Origin of the sequence: Pseudomonas sp. SD17-1 (assembly GCF_029201585.1) — a bacterium.
Lineage (GTDB): Bacteria > Pseudomonadota > Gammaproteobacteria > Pseudomonadales > Pseudomonadaceae > Aquipseudomonas > Aquipseudomonas palmensis.
On the sequence record NZ_CP104044.1, the window covers coordinates 4,398,788 to 4,421,208 of the forward strand.

A 22,421-nucleotide genomic window follows, 5' to 3' on the forward strand; every position below is an offset into this window, starting at 1 on the left:
GACCCTGCCGAACAGTATTTCCGAATCCAGCGGATTTATCAGTACCGGAGCGACCAATAGACTGTGCTCGACTTAAGCCACCCCGAGGAACCGACCATGACCCGCAAGATCGCACTGATTACCGGCGCCAGCCGTGGCCTGGGCAGGAACACCGCGTTGCACCTGGCAGCCCAGGGCATCGACATCATCGGCACCTACCACAGCAAGGCCGACGAGGCCCACGCGCTGGTGGCCGAGCTTGAGCAAAAAGGCGTGCGCGCCGCCATGTTGCAACTGGACGTGAGCAACAGCGCCAGCTTCGAGGCGTTCGCCGCCACCCTCGATGACACCTTGCAGCGTACCTTCGGCCGTCGACAGTTCGACTTTCTGGTGAACAACGCCGGCATCGGCATCAACGCAAGCTTCAGCGAAACCACCGAAGCGCAGTTCGATACCCTGCTCAACATCCAGCTCAAGGGCCCGTTCTTTCTCACCCAGCGGCTGCTGCCGCTGCTTGCCGACCAGGGCCGCATCGTCAATATCTCCACCGGGCTGACCCGCTTCGCCCTGCCCGGCTTTGCCGCCTACGCGGCGATGAAGGGGGCAATGGAGGTGCTGACCCGCTACCAGGCCAAGGAGCTCGGTGCGCGTGGCATTCGCGTGAACATCCTGGCCCCCGGTGCCATCGAGACCGACTTTGGTGGCGGTGTGGTGCGCGACAATGACCAGGTGAACGGCTTTATCGCCAGCAACACTGCCCTGGGCCGCGTGGGCCTGCCGGATGATATCGGCGCGGCGGTGGCTGTGCTGCTCGGCGACGGTGGCAGCTGGATCAACGGCCAGCGGGTGGAGGTGTCGGGCGGGATGTTCCTGTGAAACCTCAGAGGTGCCTGTACAGCTCGGTGAGGCGGTCCAGCGCGGCCTGCACGAAGTCCTCGGGCAGGTCCTGGATCAATCGCGACGGGGCCTCGAACAGGTCCTCGCCGTGCGCTGCCTCAAGCGCCTCGAGCACCTCCATGCGCGCGTCACGACGCTCGGGGTAGTGCGGGCCGAACAGCGCCAGGGCATCACCGAACGCCTTGGCAGTGACCGGCATGTGCAGGGCATGCAGGCCGCGCAAGGCGATCAGGGCCTGGTCGCCGGCACTGTTCCAGAAATACTGGTCCAGCCGCCCGTTCATGGTTTCGGCCTCCAGCCACCACAGCGCGATGGCTTCCTGCTCCTGCGCCAGCAAGGTGTCGAAACCGTGACCCCAGCGTGCTTCGAGTTGCGCCCAGGTGGGACTGTTGGTGATGCTCATGTACGTTCCCTCGCCCACGTGCCGAATCGATGGGCGCGATTATAGGCGCCGCCTCAGTCCTCGCGCACCTGCACGCTGGCGGTCATGCCTGCACTGAGGTTGACCCCCGCCGGCACCTCGTCGAGCCGGATGCGCACCGGAATGCGCTGGGCCAGGCGCACCCAGTTGAAGGTCGGTTCCACTTCGGCCAGCAACTGGCTGTCGGGGGTGGCGTTGCGATCGGTGATGCCGCGGCTGATGCTCTGCACATGGCCCTGCATCGGCTCGCCGGCGCTCATCAGCCACACCTTGACCGGCGCACCGACCTTGATGCGCGGCAGCTTGGTTTCTTCGAAATAGGCCTGCACATAGAAGGTCGAGTCGTCCACCAGCGCCATCACCGGCTGCCCGGCATTCACATAATTGCCCTCGGCCAGGCGCAGGTTGGTGATGTGCCCGTCCCGCGGTGCCTTGACCTGGCTGCGCGCCAGGTTGAGCGCGGCCACCTTGACCTCGGCCAGGGCCTGGCGCAGCTCGCCACGGGCCACGGCGGCGTTGATCTGGGCGTTTTCGCGCAGCTCGGCGCTGATCGCCTGCGGGCCCAGTGCAGCGCGGCGCGAGGCCTCGTGTTCGCGCAGGCGCAGTTGCTGCTGGCGGGTCTCGGCCACGGCATTGGCTTTATCCAGCGCGGCCTCGAAGCGGTCCTTGTCGATGGACATCAGCAAGTCCCCCGCCTTGACCTCCTGGTTGTCGTGCACCTTGAGCTCGCGCACCCAGCCCGACACATCCGGGGCGACGATCACCACGTCGGCGCGGATCTTCGCGTCGCGGGTCCAGGGGGTGAGCATGTAGTAGCGCCACAGTTCGAGGCCGGCGAACACCGCCACCACCACCAGGCACAGGGTTACGGCAACACGCACATAGGTACGCATGGTCAAACTCCTTACAGGGGCCCCAGTACGCGGGTGACCAGGGCCAGAATACAAACGAACAGTGCAGTGTCGAACAGGGCTTCATGCCACACCCAGCGCCCCAGCGGGGTCAGACGCAGCAGCAGCCGCACCGCGAAGGTCAGCAGCAGCGCCAGCACCGCATAGATCAGAAACGGGCTGAGCAGTACCCCGCCCATTGCCCACTCACGCAACCCCATGGAGTTCCTCCTGTCGCCGGCACCACTTGGCCCAGCTGTGTCGAAGTTGCAGTACCGCGCCCACGGCAAGACGCAGCGGGTCGCTGTCGGGGCGTTGCTGCAACGCCGCGATGAAGGCTTCGCTGGCAGCATCCAGGCGCTGCCCGCGCCCGGCACCCGGGCCCTGTGCCAGCACGTTTTCCAGCTGCTGGAAATACGCGCGCTGCGCCGCGTCCGGTGGCACCTGGGCCACCGCCAGGCACATGCGCAGGTGCAGCAGTTCGTCGCCGATGTCCAGCCCGTGCAGGCCATCGTCCCAGTGGCCGCGCTCCTGCTCGGGCAGCGCGGTGTAATGGCGCGCCAGCTGCAGCAGGCGGTCGGCCATGCGCCCGCCAAACCAGGTTTCGGCGCCGCGCAGGTCGCGCCGGGTCAGGCGTACCAGGTCGTTCTGGGTGGCGGCGCGCAGGCGCCGGCCGTGCCATGCCGGGTTGCGCAACACCAGCAGCTTGAACGCCAGCACCGCTGCGCCCACCCCCAGCAGCATGGCCTGGGCACTGTTGAGAAAGTTGGCCACATCGAACGTCATGGTATTGAGCGGTGCCACCAGCACGATGAAGTGCAGGCAGTACGAAGTGGCTGTGGCGCCGATTTTCGGGTTGGCCATACCCAGCGCGCCCAGGAACAGCGGCACCCCCATGCCCATGCACAGCAAGGCGAAACCGCTCCACTGCGGCAGCAGGATCTGCCCGACGAAGAACGCCACGGGCACCGCCAGCAGGATGCCGCGCAAGAAACTCATGCCGATCTGCGCGCCGTTCTCGCGACTGGCGAACAGGCTGCACACCACGCAGGTGAGCACCAGGCCGCCGGGCGCCGCCGACCAGGCGGTGGCCAGCCAGAAGCTGGCCATGGCCAGGAACGCCAGCGCACTGCGCGAGCCAAACAGCAGTGCCAGCGGCACGTCGCGGTGCACCGCCAGGCTGTCGGGCAGGTCGGCTGGTGCCTTGCCCTCCTCCACCGCGCGCAGGGCCAGGGTCGCCGCCATGGCGTTGTCCAGCAGCAGGGTCAGACGCGCCAGGCAGTAATGCTGCGCGGGGCTGTTGTGCTCGTCATGGGCGGCATCCCAAACGCGCTGGCGCAGCACCAGCAGTGCGGCCTGATCGGGCTCGGCCAGGGCGGCCTGCACCTCGCTCAGCCACGGGGCCATGTGCTGCGCCTGTTCGTCGTCGAGCTGGCGCCACTGACGGCGTACAGAACGGGCGATGCGCAACAGGATCAGCAGCTTCTGGCTGAGCCCGCGAATAGCCCGGGCACGCTGGCGACCCAGGCTGCCTTCGAACCAGGCGTGTTCGCGCTGGGCATCCACCGCGACGATGCGCCCCAGAATCTCCAGAAGGCCCTTGCGCCCCTGCTCCTCGCCGGTCAGGGTCGCACTGGCCGCCTGCAGGCCGCTTTGCCAGGCCTGGCGAGCCTGCCCGCTGAGCTGCTGCTCGACCCGCATCGGCCAGAGCAAGGCGCTGACCAAGGTGGCGCAGATGATGCCCAGGCTGATCTCGGTGCAGCGTGCCACCGCCTGGTCGAACACCAGCAGTGGGTGATTGATGGCCGGCAAGGCGATGATCGCCACGGTGTAGCCGGCCAGCACGAAGGAATACGCCCAGGCGCTGCGCAGCAGGGTCGAGCAGGCCGTGCACAGCGCCAGCCACAGGGCCAGCGCCAGCAGAAAAAGCCACGGCGTCTGGGCGAACAGGCCCATGAACACCACTGACATGATCGTGCCGACCAGCGTGCCGAACAGCCGTGCCAGGCCCTTCTGCAGCACCATGCCCGACAGCGGCTGGGCCACGATGAAAGCCGTCATCAACGCCCAGGCCGGTTGCTCCAGCCCCCAGCGCAACGCCAGCCACAGCGCCAACCCGCCGCCAAGCAGGGTTTTCACGGCAAATTGCACAGCGAGTCGGTTGGGCGCCAGCAGGGCCTGCAGAGTGATGGGCACGGATCGAACCTTGGGAAGCGATGAAGTAAAGATAGACACAGATACGCGGGAAAGGTCAGATGCGAATTATTAGCTAGCTAACTACTTATAGTCCAGAATTTTTCTGCCTTCCCGCGCCGGCAAGGCCGGTGCCTACAGGGCCCATCCCGGCAGGCCCCGGTACTGCCACCCTAAATTCCAGGCAAAAAAAATGGGCAACCGAAGTTGCCCTAAATGCCTTGCGTGCTCATGTATCGGAAAGGATCAGCCCTGCTTGCGCTTGTTCGAGTCCTTCCAGATGAAAATACCCAGGCCTGCGAAAAACAGCAGCATCAGGCCGACTGTCACAACGCCAGCGATAACCACATTATCGAAGAACATATCGGCCTCCATTCGCCTGCACCTGTCTGATGGGGTAACAGTAGCGAATGGGGCGGGAGAGGAAATTGACCGAGGTCAATGGCGCCCATCAACGGACGCGCGAGGCGGGTGCAGGGTTGACCTGCATCAAGAATCAGCGCTTCTTCGGCTTGCCCTTGGGCTTTTTCTTGCCCTTGCCCAGGGGCATTGCCTGCTCGAACGCCTGACGCACTTCGTTCAGGCGCTTTTCCTTGAGGTCGTGCACGCGACGGGCGCGCTCGGCGCCGAAATCGATCAGGTTGTCGTCTTGGCTCATGTTCAGGCTCGTGGAACGGACTGCGGAAGTCGCCATGATGAGGGCTCGCGCCCGCACTGAACAGCCCCGCTCAGACTTCGATGTCCACCAGCAGGCCCTGGCGCGGCTGTTCGCCCATCAACGGCGCCACCGGCACAGTGTTGTCGGCGTTGACCTCGTCGCCCGGCAGGGCCTGGTACAGCTCTTCGTCCGGGGCCTTGCGGCGTTTGCCCTGGCGGCGGCGCTGCTCGTCACGCAGCAGTACCCCCGACTCCTGCGGGTCGCGCTTCTTGAAATCGATATTGCTGTCGGTGGCGCTGGGCTGGGCCGGCACCACGGGGGCGATGGTCGGCGGCTGCTTGACCGGGTCGTGTTGCGTGGTGACCGGGGCGGCACTGAGGGGAATGATGGGCGGCAGCATGGTTGTTGTTCTCCTGTCGCCAATGTGTCGGCTGCCAAACGGCAGCCTTGAGCGCCGATGGCAAAAGTGTGGCACCCGTCACAGCCAGGGGTGTGCCTGAGTATAGTACGCTGCGCTTCCCGTTTTTCGCCCTATTAAGGCAGGAGCCTACGATGCGCATCCCCTATCGCCTCCTGGCGAGTATCGGCCTGGCCACGGCCGGCCTTGCGGCCATGGCCGACCCGGCTCCGGTGCTGTTCGGTGGCTGGCGCAACCTCGCCACGGCGGCCGATGCCGGGTATGTCGAAGAGAACATGGCATTCGCCATGCTGCCGGCAGTGGTTGCCCGCGGCACGCGCATGGCCGTGCTGGACGAGCAGCGCAAGCAGACCGTGTGTTGCCTGGAGGTGGTCAGCGTGCCGCTTGAAGACCGCCTGCTGCGCCACCGTTTCGACCTGCCGGGCGTCTGGGTGAGCGACCTGCGCAATGACTGGAACATCGACCACCGGCCCTACCTGCCCGAGGTGTTCGCCCTGCAACGACGCGACGCCCTGGTCGACTATCACTTCGATGAAAATGGCTACGGCCACCTGGGGGGCCTGCTCGTCCCGGCCGATGCGCGAATCACACCTCAGGGCACGCTGCACACCGGTGGCCAGACGTTCACCGTCGACATCGATACCCAGCCGATGGCCAACGACAACGGCTCGATGAGCCGCTACACCCTGACCGACACACGCAACCCGCAGCACCGCTATACGGTGGAAGTCCCCGTCGCCACCTACTGACGTGCCCTACTGATCGGGGTCGTCATCGTCCGGTTCGGGCGCCGCTTCGCTCCACGGGCGCTTGAGCACGCTGTTCCAGACCTTCTCCAGGTGTTCGCGCAGCACCGGCGGTGCGTCCTTGAGGGTGGGGCCGTCTTCGCGTTCACCACCAAAGGCATCCTCGCCTTCCGGGGCGATCAGCGACTGGCCGTTGATCACGTAGCTGGCGGCCCCTTCGCGCAGTTCCACATGCAGGTCCTGCGGGTCGACACCGCCGCCGCAAAAGGAATGGCTGGCAACGGTCAGCTCGGCCACACCATCGTTGTTCAGGTCGCTGGCGCCGCTGACGTCGGTATAGAAGCCCACGTCCAGGTCCAGCCCCGGGCAGGTGGTTTCATTCTCGATGGTCCAGCGCGCCTTGTAGGTTTGGGCGTCGTGGCTGCGGCCATACAGGGTGGCGGTGAGCACCACCCGGTCGACCTCCTGCTGGGTTTCCTCGTCGCTGACCTGGTCGTCCAGGCGGCTGAGTACCAGCACCGCCTCGCCGTCGCGGTCGCGAAAGTGCACGTTCTGCACCGGCACCTGCACGCCCAGCGCCGCCAGCGCCGGGGGCTCCAGTGGTGGCAGCAGTTCGAAACCCTGCTGGTCGCAGGCGCCGAGCGAGGCCAGGCTGGCCAGTACGATGCAGTGGCGTAACGGGAGGGACAGCAGAGGGTGTCGGAGCATGGGTCGAGGCCTGTGGTGGCAAAGACGGCTTTCGTCGATGAAATCGCCAGACGCTTTGGTCTGTGCAGCCCTATCCGTTAAGATAGTCGCCTTTTGAATGGCGGGAGTCAGGCAGTATGGCGCAGCAGTATCAACCGGGGCAACGCTGGATCAGCGACAGCGAAGCCGAGCTGGGTCTAGGGACCGTTCTGGCACAGGACGGCCGCTTGTTGACCGTGCTCTACCCGGCCACTGGCGACACCCGCCAGTACTCCCTGCGCAATGCGCCCCTGACCCGCGTGCGTTTCTCGCCGGGCGACCAGATCACCCACTTCGAAGGCTGGAAGCTGACCGTGCGCGAAGTCGAGGTCATCGACGGCCTGATGGTCTACCACGGCCTCGATGCCCAGAACCAGGCCTGCACCCTGCCTGAAACCCAGCTGTCGAACTTCATCCAGTTCCGCCTGGCCAGCGACCGCCTGTTCGCCGGGCAGATCGACCCGCTGGCGTGGTTCTCGCTGCGCTACAACACCCTGGAACACACCAGCCGCCAGTTGCAGTCGTCGCTGTGGGGCCTGGGCGGCACCCGTGCCCAGCCGATCGCCCACCAGTTGCACATTGCCCGCGAAGTGGCCGACCGTATCGCCCCGCGCGTACTGCTGGCCGACGAAGTGGGCCTGGGCAAGACCATCGAAGCCGGCCTGGTGATCCATCGCCAGCTGCTCACGGGTCGCGCCAGCCGCGTGCTGATCCTGGTGCCGGAGAACCTGCAGCACCAGTGGCTGGTGGAAATGCGCCGCCGTTTCAACCTGCAGGTGGCTCTGTTCGACGCCGAGCGCTTCATCGAAAGCGATGCCAGCAACCCGTTCGAGGATGCGCAACTGGCGCTGGTGGCGCTGGAGTGGCTGACCGAGGATGAAAAGGCCCAGGACGCGCTGTTCGCCGCCGGCTGGGACCTGCTGGTGGTCGACGAGGCGCACCACCTGGTGTGGCACGAAGACCAGGTCAGCCCGGAGTACGCGCTGGTCGAGCAACTGGCCGAGGTCATCCCCGGCGTACTGCTGCTGACCGCCACCCCCGAGCAACTGGGCCAGGACAGCCACTTCGCACGCCTGCGCCTGCTCGACCCCAACCGTTTCCACGACCTGGCCGCATTCCGCGCCGAGAGCGACAACTATCGCCCGGTGGCCGAGGCGGTGCAGGAGCTGCTCGATGAAGGCCGCCTGTCGCCCAAGGCCCACGCCACCATCCAGGGCTTCCTGGGTGCCGAAGGCGAGGCGCTGCTGGCCGCAGTCAACGATGGCGACACCCAGGCCAGCGCACGCCTGATCCGCGAGCTGCTGGACCGCCACGGCACCGGCCGCGTGCTGTTTCGCAACACCCGCGCCGCGGTGCAGGGCTTCCCGCAGCGCCAGCTGCACGCCTACCCGCTGCCGTGCCCCGACGAGTACATGGAACTGCCGGTGGGCGAGCATGCCGACCTGTACCCGGAAGTCAGCTTCCAGGCCCAGGGCGACAGCGACGAAGAGAGCCGCTGGTGGCGCTTCGACCCACGGGTCGAATGGCTGATCGACACCCTCAAGATGCTCAAGCGGGTCAAGGTGCTGGTGATCTGCGCCCACGCCGAAACCGCGATGGACCTGGAAGACGCCCTGCGCGTGCGCTCGGGCATTCCGGCCACGGTGTTCCATGAGGGCATGAGCATCCTGGAGCGCGACCGCGCCGCCGCCTACTTTGCCGACGAAGAGTTCGGCGCGCAGGTGCTGATCTGCTCGGAAATCGGCAGCGAAGGCCGCAACTTCCAGTTCGCCCACCACCTGGTGCTGTTCGACCTGCCGGCCCACCCCGACCTGCTGGAACAGCGCATCGGCCGCCTGGACCGTATCGGCCAGAAGCACACCATCGAGCTGCATGTGCCGCACCTGCAGAACAGCCCGCAGGAGCGCCTGTTCCAGTGGTATCACCAGGCACTCAATGCCTTCCTCAATACCTGCCCTACCGGCAACGCCCTGCAGCACCAGTTCGGCCCGCGCCTGCTGCCGCTGCTGGAAAGCGGCGACGACGGCGAGTGGGAAGCGCTGGTCAACGAAGCCTGCGCCGAGCGCCAGCGCCTGGAGTCGGAGCTGCACAGCGGCCGCGACCGCCTGCTGGAGCTCAACTCCGGTGGTGCCGGCGAAGGCCAGGCGCTGGTGGAGGCGATCCTCGAGCAGGACGACCAGTTCGCCCTGCCGATCTACATGGAAACCCTGTTCGACGCCTTCGGTATCGACAGCGAGGACCACTCGGAAAACGCCCTGATCCTCAAGCCGAGCGAGAAGATGCTCGACGCCAGCTTCCCGCTGGGCGACGACGAAGGCGTGACCATCACCTACGACCGCAACCAGGCGCTGTCGCGCGAGGACATGCAGTTCATCACCTGGGAACACCCCATGGTGCAGGGCGGCATGGACCTGGTGCTCAGCGGCTCGATGGGCAATACCGCGGTGGCGCTGATCAAGAACAAGGCGCTCAAGCCGGGCACCGTGCTGCTCGAACTGCTGTACGTCAGCGAAGTGGTCGCCCCGCGCGCCCTGCAACTGGGCCGCTACCTGCCGCCGGCAGCGCTGCGCTGCCTGCTCGACACCAACGGCAACGACCTGGCGGCGCGGGTGTCGTTCGAGACCCTCAACGACCAGCTCGAAAGCGTGCCCAAGGCCAGCGCCAACAAGTTCATCCAGGCCCAGCGCGATGTCCTGACCCCGCGCATCAATGCCGGCGAGGCCAAGATCATGCCGCGCCACGCCGAGCGTGTGGCCGAGGCGCAGCGCCGCCTGGCAGCCGAAACCGATGAAGAACTGGCGCGCCTGACCGCGTTGCAGGCGGTCAACCCGACCGTGCGCGACACCGAAATCCAGGCCTTGCGTGCGCAACGCGAGCAGGGCCTGGCGATGCTGGAGAAGGCCGCACTGCGCCTTGAGGCAATTCGGGTACTGGTCGCCGGCTGACCCACTGGCCGGCTCCTGCACGATCGATGCAGGAGCCGGCTTGCCGGCGAAGGGCGCGACTCGGTTTTAGAACCAAACGCTATCGCCCCAATCTCCAATCCATACAAGTCAATCTGCCATTAATCCCGATGGGTTAATGCTCTCTTCCTATACTCAGCCAAAACCGTCTCCACTCCGCTGGAGGCCGCGTGCACACCGGACCAAGAGGCATGCTATGGAGTGGCAGGGGCTGCATGTACTCGCCGAACTTCCCGCAACCGGACAATTGCTCCTCGATTGCCGGCACAACCCTTACCTGGTGGCACTTGCCTACCTGGTCGCCTGCGCGGGCAGTTTCGCCACCTTCGACATCATCGAACGCGTTGGCAATGCCGAGCACAGCGCCGCCCAACGTCAATGGCGCCTGCTCGGCACCTTCTGCCTGGCCTGCAGCGTGTGGGGCATGCACTTCATCGGCATGCTCGCCTTCCAGGCCCCCCTCGAGGTGCACTACGACCTGGCCCTGACGGCCGTATCGCTGCTGCTGATGCTGCTCGCCGCCTGGAGTGCGATGAACCTGCTCGGCACACCCCAGCCGCGCCTGCACCAGCATGTGCTGGCGGCCATCGCCATCGGCCTGGGCATCGGCGCCATGCATTACACCGGCATGGCAGCCATGCGCTCCAACGCCTCGCAGTTCTACCGCGCCGACCTGCTGGCAAGTTCGGTGGTGGTCGCCTTCGGCGTCAGCCTGCTGGCGTTGCTGCTGACCCGCTACCGCCCGGCCCAGAGCAACTGGCCCAGGTACGTCGCCAGCCTGGTGATGGCCACCGGCATCATTGCTACCCATTTCACCGGCATGTGGGCCTTGACCCTGGTACTGCCCGTGGACGCGCCGCTGCAGTTGCCGATCACCGACAACAGCCTGCACCTGAGCCTGGCCATCGCCTTCGTCGCCCTGCTGATCAGCGCCAGTTGCATCAGCGCCGCCCTGTCGGACAAGAAGCTGCAGAGCAAGGAGCACGACCTGCGCCGGGTCAACATGCTGCTCAGCCAGCTGGACCAGGCACGGGTCTCGCTGCAACAGGCGGCGCACTACGATGCACTGACCAACCTGGTCAACCGTCGCGGTTTCAACCAGCTGTTCGCCGAGCGCCTGGCCGAACAGGCGGCCAGCGGCGGCATGCTGGCGGTGATGTTCCTGGACATCGACCACTTCAAGCGCATCAACGACAGCCTGGGCCATGACGCGGGGGACCAGTTGCTGCAGGTGATCGCCGCGCAGATCAAGAGCGCCACCCGCACCCACGACGTGGTGGCCAGCTTCGGCGGCGACGAGTTCTGCATTCTGATCGGCCTGCACAACCGCGACGAGGCCCGCCACCTGGCGCAGCGCATCATGCACAAGGTCAAGGAACCGATCGACCTGAGCGGCCGGCGCATGGTGATGACCACCAGCATCGGCATCAGCGTGTTCCCCGACGACGGCGAAAGCTGCGACGAGCTGCTCAAGCACGCGGACCTGGCCCTGTACCAGTCCAAGGGCTGCGGGCGCAACAACCTTAACTTCTTCAGCAGCAACCTGAAAACCCGCGCCACCCTGGAGCTGCAACTGGAGGAGGAGCTGCGCGTGGCCCTGCTCGAAGAGCGCGGGCTGCGCATCCACTACCAGCCGATCTTCGACCTGGCCAGCGGCCAGGTGGCCAAGCTCGAAGCGCTGATCCGCTGGCAGCACCCGCAGCACGGCCTGCTCAGCCCCGACCGCTTCATCGGCATTGCCGAAGCCAACGGCCTGATCGGCGAGCTCGACCTGTGGGTGTTGCGCCGCGCCTGCCAGGACCTGGCGCAGTTGAGCCGCCATGGCTTCGACCAACTCAAGGTCACCGTCAACTGCTCGGCGCTGACCCTGGGCCGCGAAGAACTCGTCAGCGAAGTGGAAGATGCGCTGTTCAGCGCGGGGCTGCCGGCCTGGCGCCTGGAAATGGAGGTGACCGAAAACGCGCTGATGGGCAACATCCACAACACCATCGCCCTGCTCAAGCGTATCCGGGCCAAGGGCGTTTCACTCTCGATCGACGACTTCGGCACCGGCTACTCATCGCTGGCCTACCTCAAGCGCCTGCCGCTGGACACGCTGAAGATCGACCGCTCGTTCATCCAGGACATCCCCCACTCCGAGCAGGACATGGACATCGTGCAGGCCATCATCATCATGGCCCACACCCTGCACCTGAAGGTGGTGACCGAGGGAGTGGAAACCGTCGAGCAGTACCAGTTCCTGCGCCAGCAGGGCTGCGACTTTCTGCAGGGCTACCTGTTCAGCCGCCCGGTACCGATGGGCGAGCTGCACGCGGTGCTCGGCAGCCTCAACCAGTGCAGCGACCTGCCTATGGCTTGCGGCGAAACAGCTCGACCAGGGTTGCGGGATCCTTTTCCAGGTAACCCTGGCTGCCGTGCAAGCGCATCAGCTGCGCCGCCAGGCCGCTGATCGGGGTGGCCGAGCCCTGCTCGCGGGAAAACTTGACCGCCGTATCCAGGTCCTTGAGCAAGGTGCGCACGTGCCACTTCACCGGCTCGTAACGCTGCTCGGCCATTTGCGGGGCCAGGATCTGCAGCGGCCTGGAATCGGCGAAACCGCCCGCCAGGGCTTCGGCGATCAGGCTGGCATCCACCCCTGACTGTTCGGCCAGGGCCACCACCTCGGCAATCACCAGTGCGTTACAGGCCACGATCATCTGGTTGCAGGCCTTGGTCACCTGCCCTGCCCCCACCGCACCCATGTGTGTGACCCGCTGCCCCAGCACCTGGAGCACCGGGCGCACCCGCTCAAGATCGGCCGCCTCGCCGCCGACCATGATCGCCAGGCTGCCGGCCTCGGCGCCCGGGGTGCCGCCCGACACCGGTGCATCCAGCCAGTGCATGCCGCAGGCCTGCCTCAGCTGTGCGGCCATTTGCCGCGTGGCGCCGGGCTCCAGGCTGGAAAAATCCACCAGCAGCTGCCCGGCCGCGCCGCCTGCGGCGATACCGTCGTCACCGAATACCACCTCGTGCACCACCTGGGTGTCGGCCAGGCACAGCATCACCACGTCCGCCGCCGCGCAGAGCTCTGCCGGGCTGTTCGCCTGGCTCGCCCCGGCGGCCACCAGTGGTGCGCACTTGTCCGATGAACGGTTCCATACGGTCAACGGAAAACCGGCCGCCAGCAGGCGCCGACACATGGGCAATCCCATCAGACCGATACCGGCGAACCCCAGCGAAGGTAGTGCAATGCTCATGACAGCTCCTGGCAAATTAAAGAAGTTGGCGATGCGGACGATTCAGTTCTCAGACGTGACAGGAAAACCCTTAGAGGGTTATAGGGCAGGACCCTATCGCTCACGCCAAAGGCGCACTGATACAGTCGCGAAACTTATCCCGTGATGGCTCGATGATATCGACTTTTACCAGCCGTCCACCCAGGCAAATGGCGCAAAATGACCTCAAAGAATACTTCTGCCACCGCGGTTTCCGAGCTGATGTCATCCTCCACCGCGCTCACCGCCCCGGCGCCTCGAGAATACTACAGCCCGCGCGCGGCTACGCCGCAGCAGTACCTGTATTACACCGAGACCGATATCCAGCGCATCCTGGACAACCTCGACGGCCTGCGCGACCTGGTGTTCCCGCCCAGTGTGCATGTCGAAGATGACACCCAGTTGCGCCTGGACCAGCAGTTCCCTTCGGTGTGCCTGATCGGCCTGGGTCGTTGCGGTTCGAACATTGCCCTGGATGTGGCGGAGCTGGTGTACAACGCCCGCACCTTCTACCTCAACGAATTCAACAACGAAGACCGCCACGCCGGCGAGCAGCCCTACAGCCCGGGCCGCTGGATCCGCAACAACCTGCGCCTGGTGCAGAACAAGGGCGCCAAGCCGGTGTTCCTGGTGGAACCGCTGGTGATGCTGGGCGACCTGGACAAGGACATCGCCGGGCGCATCCGTTTTTCGCGCAAGGGCGAGAAGAGCGGCTTTCTGCGCGACTACAGCAAGATGAAGATCATGGACCTGTCCGAGGTGCATGCGGGCGGCGCCGGCAACGCGCCGATCCTGGGCCAGTACCTGGCCAAGATCATCCTCAACAAGGAAACCCAGCGCTTCTCCAGTGCCGACTGGAAGCTGATCCACTCGTACCTGATCGACTCGTGCGGCATCAAGGCCAACCAGTCGCGCCTGTACTTCTACATCTTCAGCGCCGGTGGCGGTACCGGCTCGGGCATGGCTTCGGAGTTCGGCCTGGCCCAGCAGTTCTCGTACATGAACAAGACGTTCGACACCAAGCCGGCCGACGAGAACGACACCAAGAGCGGGCACTCCTTCGTCTTCGAGCCGATCTTCACCAGCGGCATCTGCGTGCTGCCGAACATCTCCGACCACCGCAGCGAGATGTCCGAGGCACTGCACATCAACGCCGGCCGCCTGCTGTGCAAGTACCTGTCGGAGGAATGGGACTTCTCGTACAACTTCGACAACGAGGACAGCAGCGAAGCCAGCGTGATGGGGCGTATCCGTCCGTGGAACGCGATGATGCTGATCTCCAACGACATCATGCGCTATGCCGAGGAGAACGATGACGGCAACATCCAGGACATTGACGTCAATGCCATGGAGAAGCACGCCAACCAGTACATCTCGCAGCAGATCTTCAACATCCTCACCGCCCAGGCGGTGACCACCGACTACGACCAGAACTACTTCCGGCGCGCGGGCATCGACATCGGCGAGACCATCCGCCTGGATGCCAACGACCTGTTCATGAGCCTGGCCGGCCCGGTGGCCATCGCCTACGCCGAATCGGTAGTGCCCGAGCAGCCGACACCAGGCAACGACAAGTTCAAGGTGTTCGAGAAAGAGAAGCCGCAGCTCAACATCGACGACCTGTTCTTCCGCTCCATCGACCTGCCGCACTTCAACAAGGTGACCCAGGCGATCGAGGGCATCAGCCTGCTGCCGATCGAGTCCAAGCGCTATCGCGCGGCCCTGGAGCAGTACAAGACCTCCGGCTACGACGCCGCGGCGCTGCATGACCTGCACTTCTTCAAGAACTGCTCGTCGGTGGTGTCGATCGTGTCCCTGCCCAAGGACTACAAGCTCTCGTACATGGACCTGAACCGGCTCAAGACCCACCTCAACAGCCTGTTCCCCAACACCACGCTCAAGCGCTACGCGCTGGTGATCGGCGCCTCGGCCAACCTGTCGCTGACCACCCTGATCGCCAAGAGCCCGTGCCTTTCGGACGACTTCCTGACCCTGATCGTGGCGTTCATCAAGCGCTGTTTCGCGCGCACCCCGTACCGTTTCGACGACACGCTGGACAACGCCATCCTCGACTTCATCACCCGTGAGGAGTTCGACGAGGACCGTATCGACGACCTGCTCAACGAGTTCGAGAACCCGGCCAAGATCCTCGATACCAACTGGTACGCGATCAAGCCGATGTACGAGAAGAAGTACCGCGAGCTGATCAACGACAAGAGCAAGTTCGTGTCGATCAACGATATCCGCCTGTCACGCGAGTGCGTGAAGAAGGCGGTGAAGTACCTGCGCGAGATCTACCGTCACCGCATCGGCAAGACGCGGGTGATTTCGCTCAACAGCCATACGGGCAAGACAGACTACGAGTAATCTGCGCGGCGCCTTTGCGGCCATCGCGGGTCAAGCCCGCTCCCACCAAGGTCTCCACCAACCTGTGGGAGCGGGCTTGACCCGCGATGAGGCAAGAACTGTTACCGCGTTTTTTGAACCCCTGCCCCACTGTTACCAACAACCACCCCGCCTGAACGCCCTCGCGCACCAAAATCTTCCGGCTGTTCGTTTTTGCGCACCAGATCAGGGCGCGGACTTTTTCTGAATCACGATAAACGGCGAAACCACCACTGCCCAGATCGGCGCAATCGTGTGCGAAAGGTCTAGCGCCTGCTCGGCAGTCACCGGCACGACCGTGCCATCATTTCGCCATTTTTCCACGGTTTCACTGCGGTTTTTGGCCATTGCCGACGCCACCTCGATCAGGTCCAGCGACGGGTCGACCCAAATCAGGTCACCCTTGGCCCAAAAACGCTCCAGCGCTTTCCACTCGATGATTGCAGTCTCGCCGAGCAATTTGGCATAGAGGGTGCTTGGTTGATCTGTCATGGGTTCCTACCAGAAATAATTCGACCACTGAAAGGTCGCTATTTTTGCAGAAAAACCCAGTTTCAAATAAGTAATTGATCGACAAGGCCATGAAGATCACGCCCCGCCGCAGCATGCTGGCAAATTGGCGGCGCCTTTATGTAACTTTCTGTCGATTAGGCGACACCCCCGGATTTTGCCCCGAAAAGCCCGCTTTTCAATCGATCAAGCGGCGCTCTACACTGTACCGGTACAGTTGCCAGGGCATTTTGCGGGGGAACACGGGAGAGGCGGGACGGCGTGGCCGTCACGGTATCCCGGTCCGTAGCCCTGGGCACCAGGACTATAAAAATTACAACAGAATGAGTGGAGCACTATGAGTAAGCAGATTTCCAAGCTGTTCGCCGCAATGGTTCTGGCCGGGGTTGCCAGCCATGCAGTTGCCGCCGATACCATCAAGATCGGCATCGCCGGCCCGAAGACCGGTCCGGTTACTCAATACGGTGACATGCAGTTCATCGGTGCAAAACAGGCCATCAAGGACATCAACGCCAAGGGCGGCGTTGACGGCAAGATGCTCGAAGCCAAGGAATACGACGACGCCTGCGATCCTAAACAGGCCGTGGCAGTCGCCAACAAAGTGGTCAACGATGGCGTCAAGTTCGTGGTCGGCCACCTGTGCTCCAGCTCCACTCAACCAGCGTCCGACATCTATGAAGATGAAGGCGTGATCATGATCACCCCGGCTGCCACCAGCCCGGAAATCACCTCCCGCGGCTACAAGCTGATCTTCCGTACCATCGGCCTGGACAGCGCCCAGGGCCCGGCCGCCGGCAACTACATCGCCGACCACGTCAAGCCCAAGGTGGTTGCGGTACTGCACGACAAGCAGCAGTACGGTGAAGGCATCGCCACCGCGGTCAAGCAGACCCTGGAAGGCAAAGGCACCAAGGTTGCCGTGTTCGAAGGCCTGAACGCCGGCGACAAGGACTTCTCCTCGATCATCCAGAAGCTCAAGCAAGCCAACGTCGACTTCGTGTACTACGGCGGCTACCACCCAGAGCTGGGCCTGATCCTGCGCCAGGCTCAGGAAAAAGGCCTGAAGGCCAAGTTCATGGGCCCAGAGGGCGTGGGCAACGACTCGATCTCGCAGATCGCCCAGGGCGCTTCCGAAGGCCTGCTGGTAACCCTGCCCAAGTCGTTCGACGCCGACCCTGCGAACAAGGCCATCGTCGACGCCATCAAGGCTGACGGCAAGGACCCGAGCGGTCCGTTCGTGTTCCCGGCCTACTCGGCGGTGGAACTGATCGCCGAAGGCATCAAGGCGGCCAAGAGCGAAGACACCGACAAGGTCGCACAGGCCCTGCACACCGGCACCTTCAAGACCCCTACCGGCGACTTGTCCTATGACAAGAACGGCGACCTGAAGGACTTCAAGTTCGTCGTCTACGAATGGCATTTCGGCAAACCTAAAACCGAAGTTTCCCCTCAGTAATCCCGTCACTCCATGACTACAAGCCCACTGTGCGAGCAGTGGGCTTTGTTTTACGAGGTTCATGGGCCTGATTCCCGCGATCCGGGAGCAGGTTCACCTGAAAATCTTAAAACCGTCACCAGCGGTTCGCTGGCAGTGCCCGTGCGAAGTGGCCTCAGACCACAAGCCGGGACGGGCGCAAGCCCACCAGTGAAATGCGTATCGGGTTTTTAGGAGCGCTGTAATGCCTGAGATCTATCACTTCTTCCAACAGCTGGTTAATGGCCTGACCATTGGCAGCACCTATGCCTTGATAGCCATTGGCTACACAATGGTTTACGGCATCATTGGAATGATCAACTTCGCCCACGGCGAGGTGTACATGATCGGTTCCTACGTGGCCTTCATCGCCCTTGCCGGGCTGGCCATGATGGGCATCGACTCACTGCCGATACTGATGACCGCCGCGTTCATCGCGACCATCGTGGTCACCAGCGCCTATGGCTACAGCATCGAACGGGTCGCCTACCGCCCCTTGCGCAACAGCAACCGGCTGATCCCGCTGATCTCTGCCATCGGCATGTCGATTTTCCTGCAGAACACTGTCTTGCTTGCCCAGGATTCCAAGGACAAGTCGATCCCCAACCTGATTCCGGGGAGCATCTCCTTCGGGCCGGGCGGCGCCGAGGAAGTCCTGATTTCCTACATGCAGATCCTGGTCTTCGTCGTCACCCTGGTGGCCATGACCGGGCTGACCCTGTTCATCTCGCGTTCACGCCTGGGCCGCGCCTGTCGCGCCTGTGCCGAAGACATCAAGATGGCAAACCTGCTGGGTATCAACACCAACAACATCATCGCCCTGACCTTCGTGATCGGTGCGGCCCTGGCGGCCGTGGCAGCGGTACTGCTGAGCATGCAGTACGGCGTGATCAACCCCAACGCCGGCTTCCTGGTGGGCCTGAAGGCCTTTACCGCGGCGGTACTGGGCGGCATCGGCAGCATTCCGGGCGCCATGCTCGGCGGGCTGGTGCTGGGCGTGGCCGAGGCCTTTGGCGCCGATATCTTCGGTGACCAGTACAAGGACGTGGTGGCATTCGGTCTTCTGGTTCTGGTGTTGTTGTTCCGTCCGACCGGCATCCTGGGCCGTCCGGAGGTCGAGAAAGTATGAGCAGAAATCTCAAATCGGCGTTTTTCAGCGCCTTGCTGGTCTGGGCCGTGGCATTCCCGGTACTTGGCCTGAAACTCAGCATCGTCGGTATCAGCCTGCAGGTGCATGGCCAGGGGCCCCTGGCCCTTAGCGTGATTGTGGTGTGCTCGGTGCTGATGTTCCTGCGCGTGCTGTTCGACAAGCAATGGAGCGCAATGATGCGGTCCGCCCCCCGGGGTGCACTGATATCGCCCAAGGTCAGCAACTTCCTGACCCTGCCGCGTACCCAGCGCTACATCATCCTGGGCCTGATCGCGGTTGCCCTGGTGTGGCCGTTCTTCGGTTCGCGCGGTGCGGTCGACATCGCCACGCTCATCCTGATCTACGTGATGCTGGGCCTTGGCCTGAACATCGTGGTCGGCCTGGCGGGCCTGCTCGACCTGGGCTACGTGGGCTTCTACGCCGTGGGCGCCTACAGCTATGCGCTGCTGTCGCACTACTTCGGCCTGAGCTTCTGGGTGTGCCTGCCCATCGCGGGGATGATGGCGGCCACGTTCGGCTTCCTGCTGGGCTTCCCGGTGCTGCGCCTGCGCGGTGACTACCTGGCCATCGTGACCCTGGGTTTCGGCGAGATCATCCGGCTGTTCCTGCGTAACCTGACCGACCTCACCGGCGGCCCGAACGGCATCAGCAACATTCCCAAGCCGTCGTTCTTCGGCCTGAGCTTCGAGCGCAGGGCGGCTGAAGGCATGCAGACCTTCCACGAGTTCTTCGGGGTGGAATACAACTCGATCAACAAGGTGATCTTCCTGTACCTGGTGGCATTGCTGCTGGCCCTGCTCGCGTTGTTCGTGATCAACCGCCTGCTGCGCATGCCGATCGGGCGCGCCTGGGAAGCGCTGCGCGAAGACGAGATCGCCTGCCGTGCGCTGGGCCTGAACCCGACCATCATCAAGCTCTCGGCCTTCACCCTCGGTGCCTGCTTCGCCGGTTTTGCCGGCAGCTTCTTCGCCGCGCGCCAGGGCCTGGTGACGCCGGAGTCGTTCACCTTCATCGAGTCGGCGATCATCCTCGCCATTGTCGTGCTCGGCGGCATGGGCTCTCAGCTGGGCGTGATCCTCGCGGCCATCGTGATGATCCTGTTGCCCGAACTGATGCGCGACTTCAGTGAATACCGGATGCTGATGTTCGGTGCCCTGATGGTATTGATGATGATCTGGCGTCCGCAGGGCCTGCTGCCTATGCAACGTCCACACATGGAGCTGCGTCGATGAGCCGCGAAATTCTGCAAGTGAGCGGCCTGAGCATGCGCTTCGGCGGCCTGTTGGCGGTCAACGGCGTGGCCCTGTCCGTCAAGGAAAAACAAGTGGTGGCACTGATCGGCCCCAACGGCGCCGGCAAGACCACCGTGTTCAACTGCCTGACCGGCTTCTACAAGCCCAGTGGCGGCAGCATCCTGCTCGACGGCCAGCCCATCCAGGGCCTGGCCGGCCACGAGATCGCCCGCAAGGGCGTGGTGCGTACCTTCCAGAACGTGCGCCTGTTCAAGGAAATGACCGCGCTGGAAAACCTGCTGATCGCCCAGCACCGTCACCTGAACACCAACTTCTTCGCCGGCCTGTTCAAGACCCCGGGCTTTCGTCGCAGCGAGCACGAGGCGATGGAGTACGCGCAGTACTGGCTGGAAAAGGTCGACCTGGTCGAGTTCGCCAACCGTAACGCCGGCACCCTGGCCTATGGTCAGCAACGCCGGCTGGAAATCGCCCGCTGCATGATGACCCGCCCGCGGATCCTCATGCTCGACGAGCCGGCGGCAGGCCTGAACCCGAAAGAGACCGAAGACCTCAAGGCGCTGATCGGCACCTTGCGTGAGGAACACGGGGTGACCGTGCTGCTGATCGAGCACGACATGAAGCTGGTCATGAGCATTTCCGACCATATCGTGGTGATCAACCAGGGCACGCCGCTGGCCGATGGCACCCCGCAACAGATCCGGGACAACCCCGAAGTGATCAAAGCCTACCTGGGGGAAGCGTAAATGCTGCAGTTCGAAAACGTTTCCACCTTCTACGGCAAGATCCAGGCGCTGCACAGCGTCAACGTGGAGATTCGCCAGGGCGAGATCGTCACCCTGATCGGCGCCAACGGCGCGGGCAAGTCGACCCTGCTGATGACCCTGTGCGGGTCGCCCCAGGCCCACAGCGGCAGCATCCGCTACATGGGCGAGGAGCTGGTGGGGCAAAGTTCGGCGCAGATCATGCGCAAGAGCATTGCCGTGGTGCCCGAGGGTCGGCGCGTGTTCGCACGCCTGACCGTGGAGGAGAACCTGGCCATGGGCGGGTTCTTCACCGACAAGGGCGACTACCAAGAGCAGATGGACAAGGTGCTGCACCTGTTCCCGCGGCTCAAGGAGCGCTTCAGCCAGCGTGGCGGCACCATGTCCGGGGGCGAGCAGCAGATGCTCGCCATCGGCCGTGCGCTGATGAGCAAGCCCAAGCTGTTGCTGCTCGACGAACCGTCACTGGGGCTGGCGCCGATCATCATCCAGCAGATCTTCGACATCATCGAACAGCTGCGCAAGGATGGTGTAACGGTGTTCCTGGTGGAGCAGAACGCCAACCAGGCCCTGAAGATCGCCGACCGTGCCTATGTGCTGGAGAACGGCCGGGTGGTGATGCAGGGCACCGGTGAAGCGCTGCTGACCGACCCGAAAGTACGCGACGCGTACCTGGGGGGCTGAACCAGACGGCCCCTTCGGCGGCAACGCCGGCTCCTACAGTGCAGGAGCCGGCGTTGTCGGTGAAGGGGCCGGTACCGGCAACGCACCCAGCGCCTGGCTGCCACGCTTGAACCAGCGCACCAGGTAATCGGCCACCACCTGCACGCGTTTGGGCATCCCGCCCTGATACGGGTGCACCAGGAACAACGGCGTACTGCGTGTCTGGTAATCGCGCAGCAACCGGCACAAGCGCCCGTCCGCCAGCTCGGCATGCAACATGTAGGACGGCAGCCGCGCCACCCCCGCCCCCACCAGCACCGCCTTCTTCAACAGGCTGTAGTGATTGCTGGCAAAATTCCCCGCCACCTGCACCCGCAGCAATTCATGCTGCTGGTGGTACAGCCATTCCTCGCGTCCGCTGTAATGACTGTTGAGCAGGCAGCGATGCTCGGCCAGCGCCTGCGGCGTGGTCGGCGTGCCGTGGCGCTCCAGGTACGCCGGGCTGGCGCAGGTCAGCTCCTGCATGGCCAGCAGCGGCCGCGCCACCAGGCGCTCGTCATTGCCCGGGATCTGTCGGATGGCCAGGTCGAAGCCGTCGCGCAGCAGGTCGCGGTAGGCATTGTCCAGTTCCAGTTCGATCTGCAACTGCGGGTACTGGTTGCCCAGCTCCAGCAGCAGGCCTTCGAAGAAGGTTTCACCCAGCGACACCGGCACCGTCACCCGCACCGGGCCCGACAGGTCATCCTTGAGCCGCGACAGCGCCTGGCGCGCCTGGGTCACCTGGCGCACCAGCGCCTGGGCCTGGGGCAGCAGCGCTGCGCCCGCGGCAGTCAGGCTCAGGCGCCGCGTGGTGCGGTGCAGCAGCTTGACCGAATGGCTGCTCTCCAGCTGGCTGATGCGCTTGGACAACTGCCCCTTGCTCCAGCCCAGCTGCTCCGCGGCCAGGGTAAAACTGCCCGCATCCATCAACACCGCAAAGGCCGCCAGATCGTCCAGCTCGCTCATGGATTGTTTCCGCATGAAAACCAAAGGTTGCCTATTAGCAGGCTTATTCACGCAAAAATCCACCCTAGACTGAAA

General features: G+C 64.1%; 21 protein-coding genes. 10 read left to right on the top strand and 11 right to left on the bottom strand.

From position 1 onward, the window contains the following. The first annotated feature begins 96 nt into the window (after positions 1–96). On the top strand, positions 97–855 hold the full coding sequence (locus tag N0B28_RS19995) for an SDR family oxidoreductase (RefSeq protein ID WP_275728292.1): 759 nt from the start codon (positions 97–99) through the stop codon (positions 853–855). Positions 856–859: 4 nt separating this feature from the next. Here N0B28_RS19995 and N0B28_RS20000 read toward each other — a convergent pair whose 3' ends face one another. The 7 genes from N0B28_RS20000 to N0B28_RS20030 form a co-directional block, all read right to left on the bottom strand. Beyond that, a complete protein-coding gene (locus N0B28_RS20000) occupies positions 860–1,279 on the bottom strand; it encodes a DUF4375 domain-containing protein (RefSeq protein ID WP_058540986.1) in 420 nt (139 codons plus the stop codon). Positions 1,280–1,332: 53 nt separating this feature from the next. Next, a complete protein-coding gene (locus N0B28_RS20005; protein ID WP_054914719.1) occupies positions 1,333–2,190 on the bottom strand; it encodes an HlyD family secretion protein in 858 nt (285 codons plus the stop codon). 11 nt (positions 2,191–2,201) lie between these two features. Then, positions 2,202–2,408, bottom strand: coding sequence for a DUF1656 domain-containing protein (locus N0B28_RS20010; protein ID WP_043862598.1), 207 nt, complete (start codon positions 2,406–2,408; stop codon positions 2,202–2,204). After that, positions 2,395–4,383: an FUSC family protein gene (locus N0B28_RS20015; protein ID WP_043862599.1), complete on the bottom strand. Its 1,989-nt coding sequence runs from the start codon at positions 4,381–4,383 to the stop codon at positions 2,395–2,397. Before N0B28_RS20015 ends, N0B28_RS20010 begins: the two co-directional genes overlap by 14 nt. Before the next feature lie 243 nt (positions 4,384–4,626). Continuing rightward, complete coding sequence (ccoM, locus tag N0B28_RS20020) at positions 4,627–4,743, bottom strand: cytochrome c oxidase subunit CcoM (protein ID WP_043862641.1); 117 nt, start codon at positions 4,741–4,743, stop codon at positions 4,627–4,629. Positions 4,744–4,876: 133 nt separating this feature from the next. Continuing rightward, positions 4,877–5,038 carry a hypothetical protein gene (locus tag N0B28_RS20025; RefSeq protein WP_088513942.1) on the bottom strand — a complete coding sequence of 54 codons (162 nt, stop codon included), beginning with the start codon at positions 5,036–5,038 and terminating at the stop codon, positions 4,877–4,879. Positions 5,039–5,108: 70 nt separating this feature from the next. Beyond that, positions 5,109–5,438 carry a hypothetical protein gene (locus tag N0B28_RS20030; RefSeq protein WP_043862600.1) on the bottom strand — a complete coding sequence of 110 codons (330 nt, stop codon included), beginning with the start codon at positions 5,436–5,438 and terminating at the stop codon, positions 5,109–5,111. A 152-nt stretch (positions 5,439–5,590) separates the two neighbouring features. On the opposite strand from N0B28_RS20030, the gene N0B28_RS20035 reads away from it, so the two are divergent. Continuing rightward, on the top strand, positions 5,591–6,205 hold the full coding sequence (locus N0B28_RS20035; protein ID WP_078480545.1) for a hypothetical protein: 615 nt from the start codon (positions 5,591–5,593) through the stop codon (positions 6,203–6,205). A 6-nt stretch (positions 6,206–6,211) separates the two neighbouring features. Here the strand turns inward: N0B28_RS20035 and N0B28_RS20040 are convergent, their stop codons facing one another. Continuing rightward, entirely contained in the window at positions 6,212–6,910 is a 699-nt protein-coding gene (locus N0B28_RS20040) for a hypothetical protein (RefSeq protein WP_058540983.1), read from the bottom strand. 116 nt (positions 6,911–7,026) lie between these two features. Here N0B28_RS20040 and rapA point away from each other — a divergent pair, with 116 nt between their 5' ends. Next, positions 7,027–9,873 (top strand): RNA polymerase-associated protein RapA, encoded by a 2,847-nt coding sequence (gene rapA / locus N0B28_RS20045; RefSeq protein WP_054914722.1) that lies wholly within the window; start codon positions 7,027–7,029, stop codon positions 9,871–9,873. Between the two features lie 214 nt (positions 9,874–10,087). Then, positions 10,088–12,340 (top strand): EAL domain-containing protein, encoded by a 2,253-nt coding sequence (locus tag N0B28_RS20050; protein WP_275728298.1) that lies wholly within the window; start codon positions 10,088–10,090, stop codon positions 12,338–12,340. Here the strand turns inward: N0B28_RS20050 and N0B28_RS20055 are convergent. Then, positions 12,240–13,127 carry an NAD(P)-dependent oxidoreductase gene (locus tag N0B28_RS20055; RefSeq protein ID WP_043862605.1) on the bottom strand — a complete coding sequence of 296 codons (888 nt, stop codon included), beginning with the start codon at positions 13,125–13,127 and terminating at the stop codon, positions 12,240–12,242. The genes N0B28_RS20050 and N0B28_RS20055 overlap by 101 nt on opposite strands. Positions 13,128–13,325: 198 nt before the next feature. Here N0B28_RS20055 and N0B28_RS20060 point away from each other — a divergent pair, with 198 nt between their 5' ends. Beyond that, complete coding sequence (locus N0B28_RS20060; RefSeq protein WP_054914724.1) at positions 13,326–15,512, top strand: hypothetical protein; 2,187 nt, start codon at positions 13,326–13,328, stop codon at positions 15,510–15,512. Positions 15,513–15,716: 204 nt separating this feature from the next. Here N0B28_RS20060 and N0B28_RS20065 read toward each other — a convergent pair whose 3' ends face one another. Next, on the bottom strand, positions 15,717–16,022 hold the full coding sequence (locus N0B28_RS20065) for a DUF2288 domain-containing protein (RefSeq protein ID WP_275728301.1): 306 nt from the start codon (positions 16,020–16,022) through the stop codon (positions 15,717–15,719). Positions 16,023–16,377: 355 nt separating this feature from the next. On the opposite strand from N0B28_RS20065, the gene N0B28_RS20070 reads away from it, so the two are divergent. The 5 genes from N0B28_RS20070 (at position 16,378) to N0B28_RS20090 (ending at position 21,362) form a co-directional block, all read left to right on the top strand. Continuing rightward, complete coding sequence (locus N0B28_RS20070; protein WP_043862608.1) at positions 16,378–17,496, top strand: branched-chain amino acid ABC transporter substrate-binding protein; 1,119 nt, start codon at positions 16,378–16,380, stop codon at positions 17,494–17,496. 223 nt (positions 17,497–17,719) lie between these two features. Beyond that, positions 17,720–18,643, top strand: coding sequence for a high-affinity branched-chain amino acid ABC transporter permease LivH (gene livH / locus N0B28_RS20075; protein WP_043862609.1), 924 nt, complete (start codon positions 17,720–17,722; stop codon positions 18,641–18,643). Beyond that, on the top strand, positions 18,640–19,896 hold the full coding sequence (locus tag N0B28_RS20080) for a high-affinity branched-chain amino acid ABC transporter permease LivM (RefSeq protein ID WP_043862610.1): 1,257 nt from the start codon (positions 18,640–18,642) through the stop codon (positions 19,894–19,896). The genes livH and N0B28_RS20080 overlap by 4 nt, the downstream gene beginning before the upstream one ends. After that, entirely contained in the window at positions 19,893–20,660 is a 768-nt protein-coding gene (gene livG, locus N0B28_RS20085; RefSeq protein ID WP_054914726.1) for a high-affinity branched-chain amino acid ABC transporter ATP-binding protein LivG, read from the top strand. Before N0B28_RS20080 ends, livG begins: the two co-directional genes overlap by 4 nt. Further along, positions 20,661–21,362 carry an ABC transporter ATP-binding protein gene (locus tag N0B28_RS20090; protein ID WP_043862612.1) on the top strand — a complete coding sequence of 234 codons (702 nt, stop codon included), beginning with the start codon at positions 20,661–20,663 and terminating at the stop codon, positions 21,360–21,362. A gap of 33 nt (positions 21,363–21,395) precedes the next feature. Here the strand turns inward: N0B28_RS20090 and N0B28_RS20095 are convergent, their stop codons facing one another. Beyond that, positions 21,396–22,346: a LysR family transcriptional regulator gene (locus N0B28_RS20095; protein WP_275728307.1), complete on the bottom strand. Its 951-nt coding sequence runs from the start codon at positions 22,344–22,346 to the stop codon at positions 21,396–21,398. Positions 22,347–22,421 lie beyond the last annotated feature (75 nt).

Coding starts and splice junctions, on each gene's coding strand:
- N0B28_RS19995 (WP_275728292.1), top strand. CDS start 97: ATGACCCGCAAGATCGCACTGATTACCGGCGCCAGCCGTGGCCTGGGC.
- N0B28_RS20000 (WP_058540986.1), bottom strand. CDS start 1,279: ATGAGCATCACCAACAGTCCCACCTGGGCGCAACTCGAAGCACGCTGG.
- N0B28_RS20005 (WP_054914719.1), bottom strand. CDS start 2,190: ATGCGTACCTATGTGCGTGTTGCCGTAACCCTGTGCCTGGTGGTGGTG.
- N0B28_RS20010 (WP_043862598.1), bottom strand. CDS start 2,408: ATGGGGTTGCGTGAGTGGGCAATGGGCGGGGTACTGCTCAGCCCGTTT.
- ccoM (WP_043862641.1), bottom strand. CDS start 4,743: ATGTTCTTCGATAATGTGGTTATCGCTGGCGTTGTGACAGTCGGCCTG.
- N0B28_RS20025 (WP_088513942.1), bottom strand. CDS start 5,038: ATGAGCCAAGACGACAACCTGATCGATTTCGGCGCCGAGCGCGCCCGT.
- N0B28_RS20030 (WP_043862600.1), bottom strand. CDS start 5,438: ATGCTGCCGCCCATCATTCCCCTCAGTGCCGCCCCGGTCACCACGCAA.
- N0B28_RS20035 (WP_078480545.1), top strand. CDS start 5,591: ATGCGCATCCCCTATCGCCTCCTGGCGAGTATCGGCCTGGCCACGGCC.
- N0B28_RS20040 (WP_058540983.1), bottom strand. CDS start 6,910: ATGCTCCGACACCCTCTGCTGTCCCTCCCGTTACGCCACTGCATCGTA.
- rapA (WP_054914722.1), top strand. CDS start 7,027: ATGGCGCAGCAGTATCAACCGGGGCAACGCTGGATCAGCGACAGCGAA.
- N0B28_RS20050 (WP_275728298.1), top strand. CDS start 10,088: ATGGAGTGGCAGGGGCTGCATGTACTCGCCGAACTTCCCGCAACCGGA.
- N0B28_RS20055 (WP_043862605.1), bottom strand. CDS start 13,127: ATGAGCATTGCACTACCTTCGCTGGGGTTCGCCGGTATCGGTCTGATG.
- N0B28_RS20060 (WP_054914724.1), top strand. CDS start 13,326: ATGACCTCAAAGAATACTTCTGCCACCGCGGTTTCCGAGCTGATGTCA.
- N0B28_RS20065 (WP_275728301.1), bottom strand. CDS start 16,022: ATGACAGATCAACCAAGCACCCTCTATGCCAAATTGCTCGGCGAGACT.
- N0B28_RS20070 (WP_043862608.1), top strand. CDS start 16,378: ATGAGTAAGCAGATTTCCAAGCTGTTCGCCGCAATGGTTCTGGCCGGG.
- livH (WP_043862609.1), top strand. CDS start 17,720: ATGCCTGAGATCTATCACTTCTTCCAACAGCTGGTTAATGGCCTGACC.
- N0B28_RS20080 (WP_043862610.1), top strand. CDS start 18,640: ATGAGCAGAAATCTCAAATCGGCGTTTTTCAGCGCCTTGCTGGTCTGG.
- livG (WP_054914726.1), top strand. CDS start 19,893: ATGAGCCGCGAAATTCTGCAAGTGAGCGGCCTGAGCATGCGCTTCGGC.
- N0B28_RS20090 (WP_043862612.1), top strand. CDS start 20,661: ATGCTGCAGTTCGAAAACGTTTCCACCTTCTACGGCAAGATCCAGGCG.
- N0B28_RS20095 (WP_275728307.1), bottom strand. CDS start 22,346: ATGAGCGAGCTGGACGATCTGGCGGCCTTTGCGGTGTTGATGGATGCG.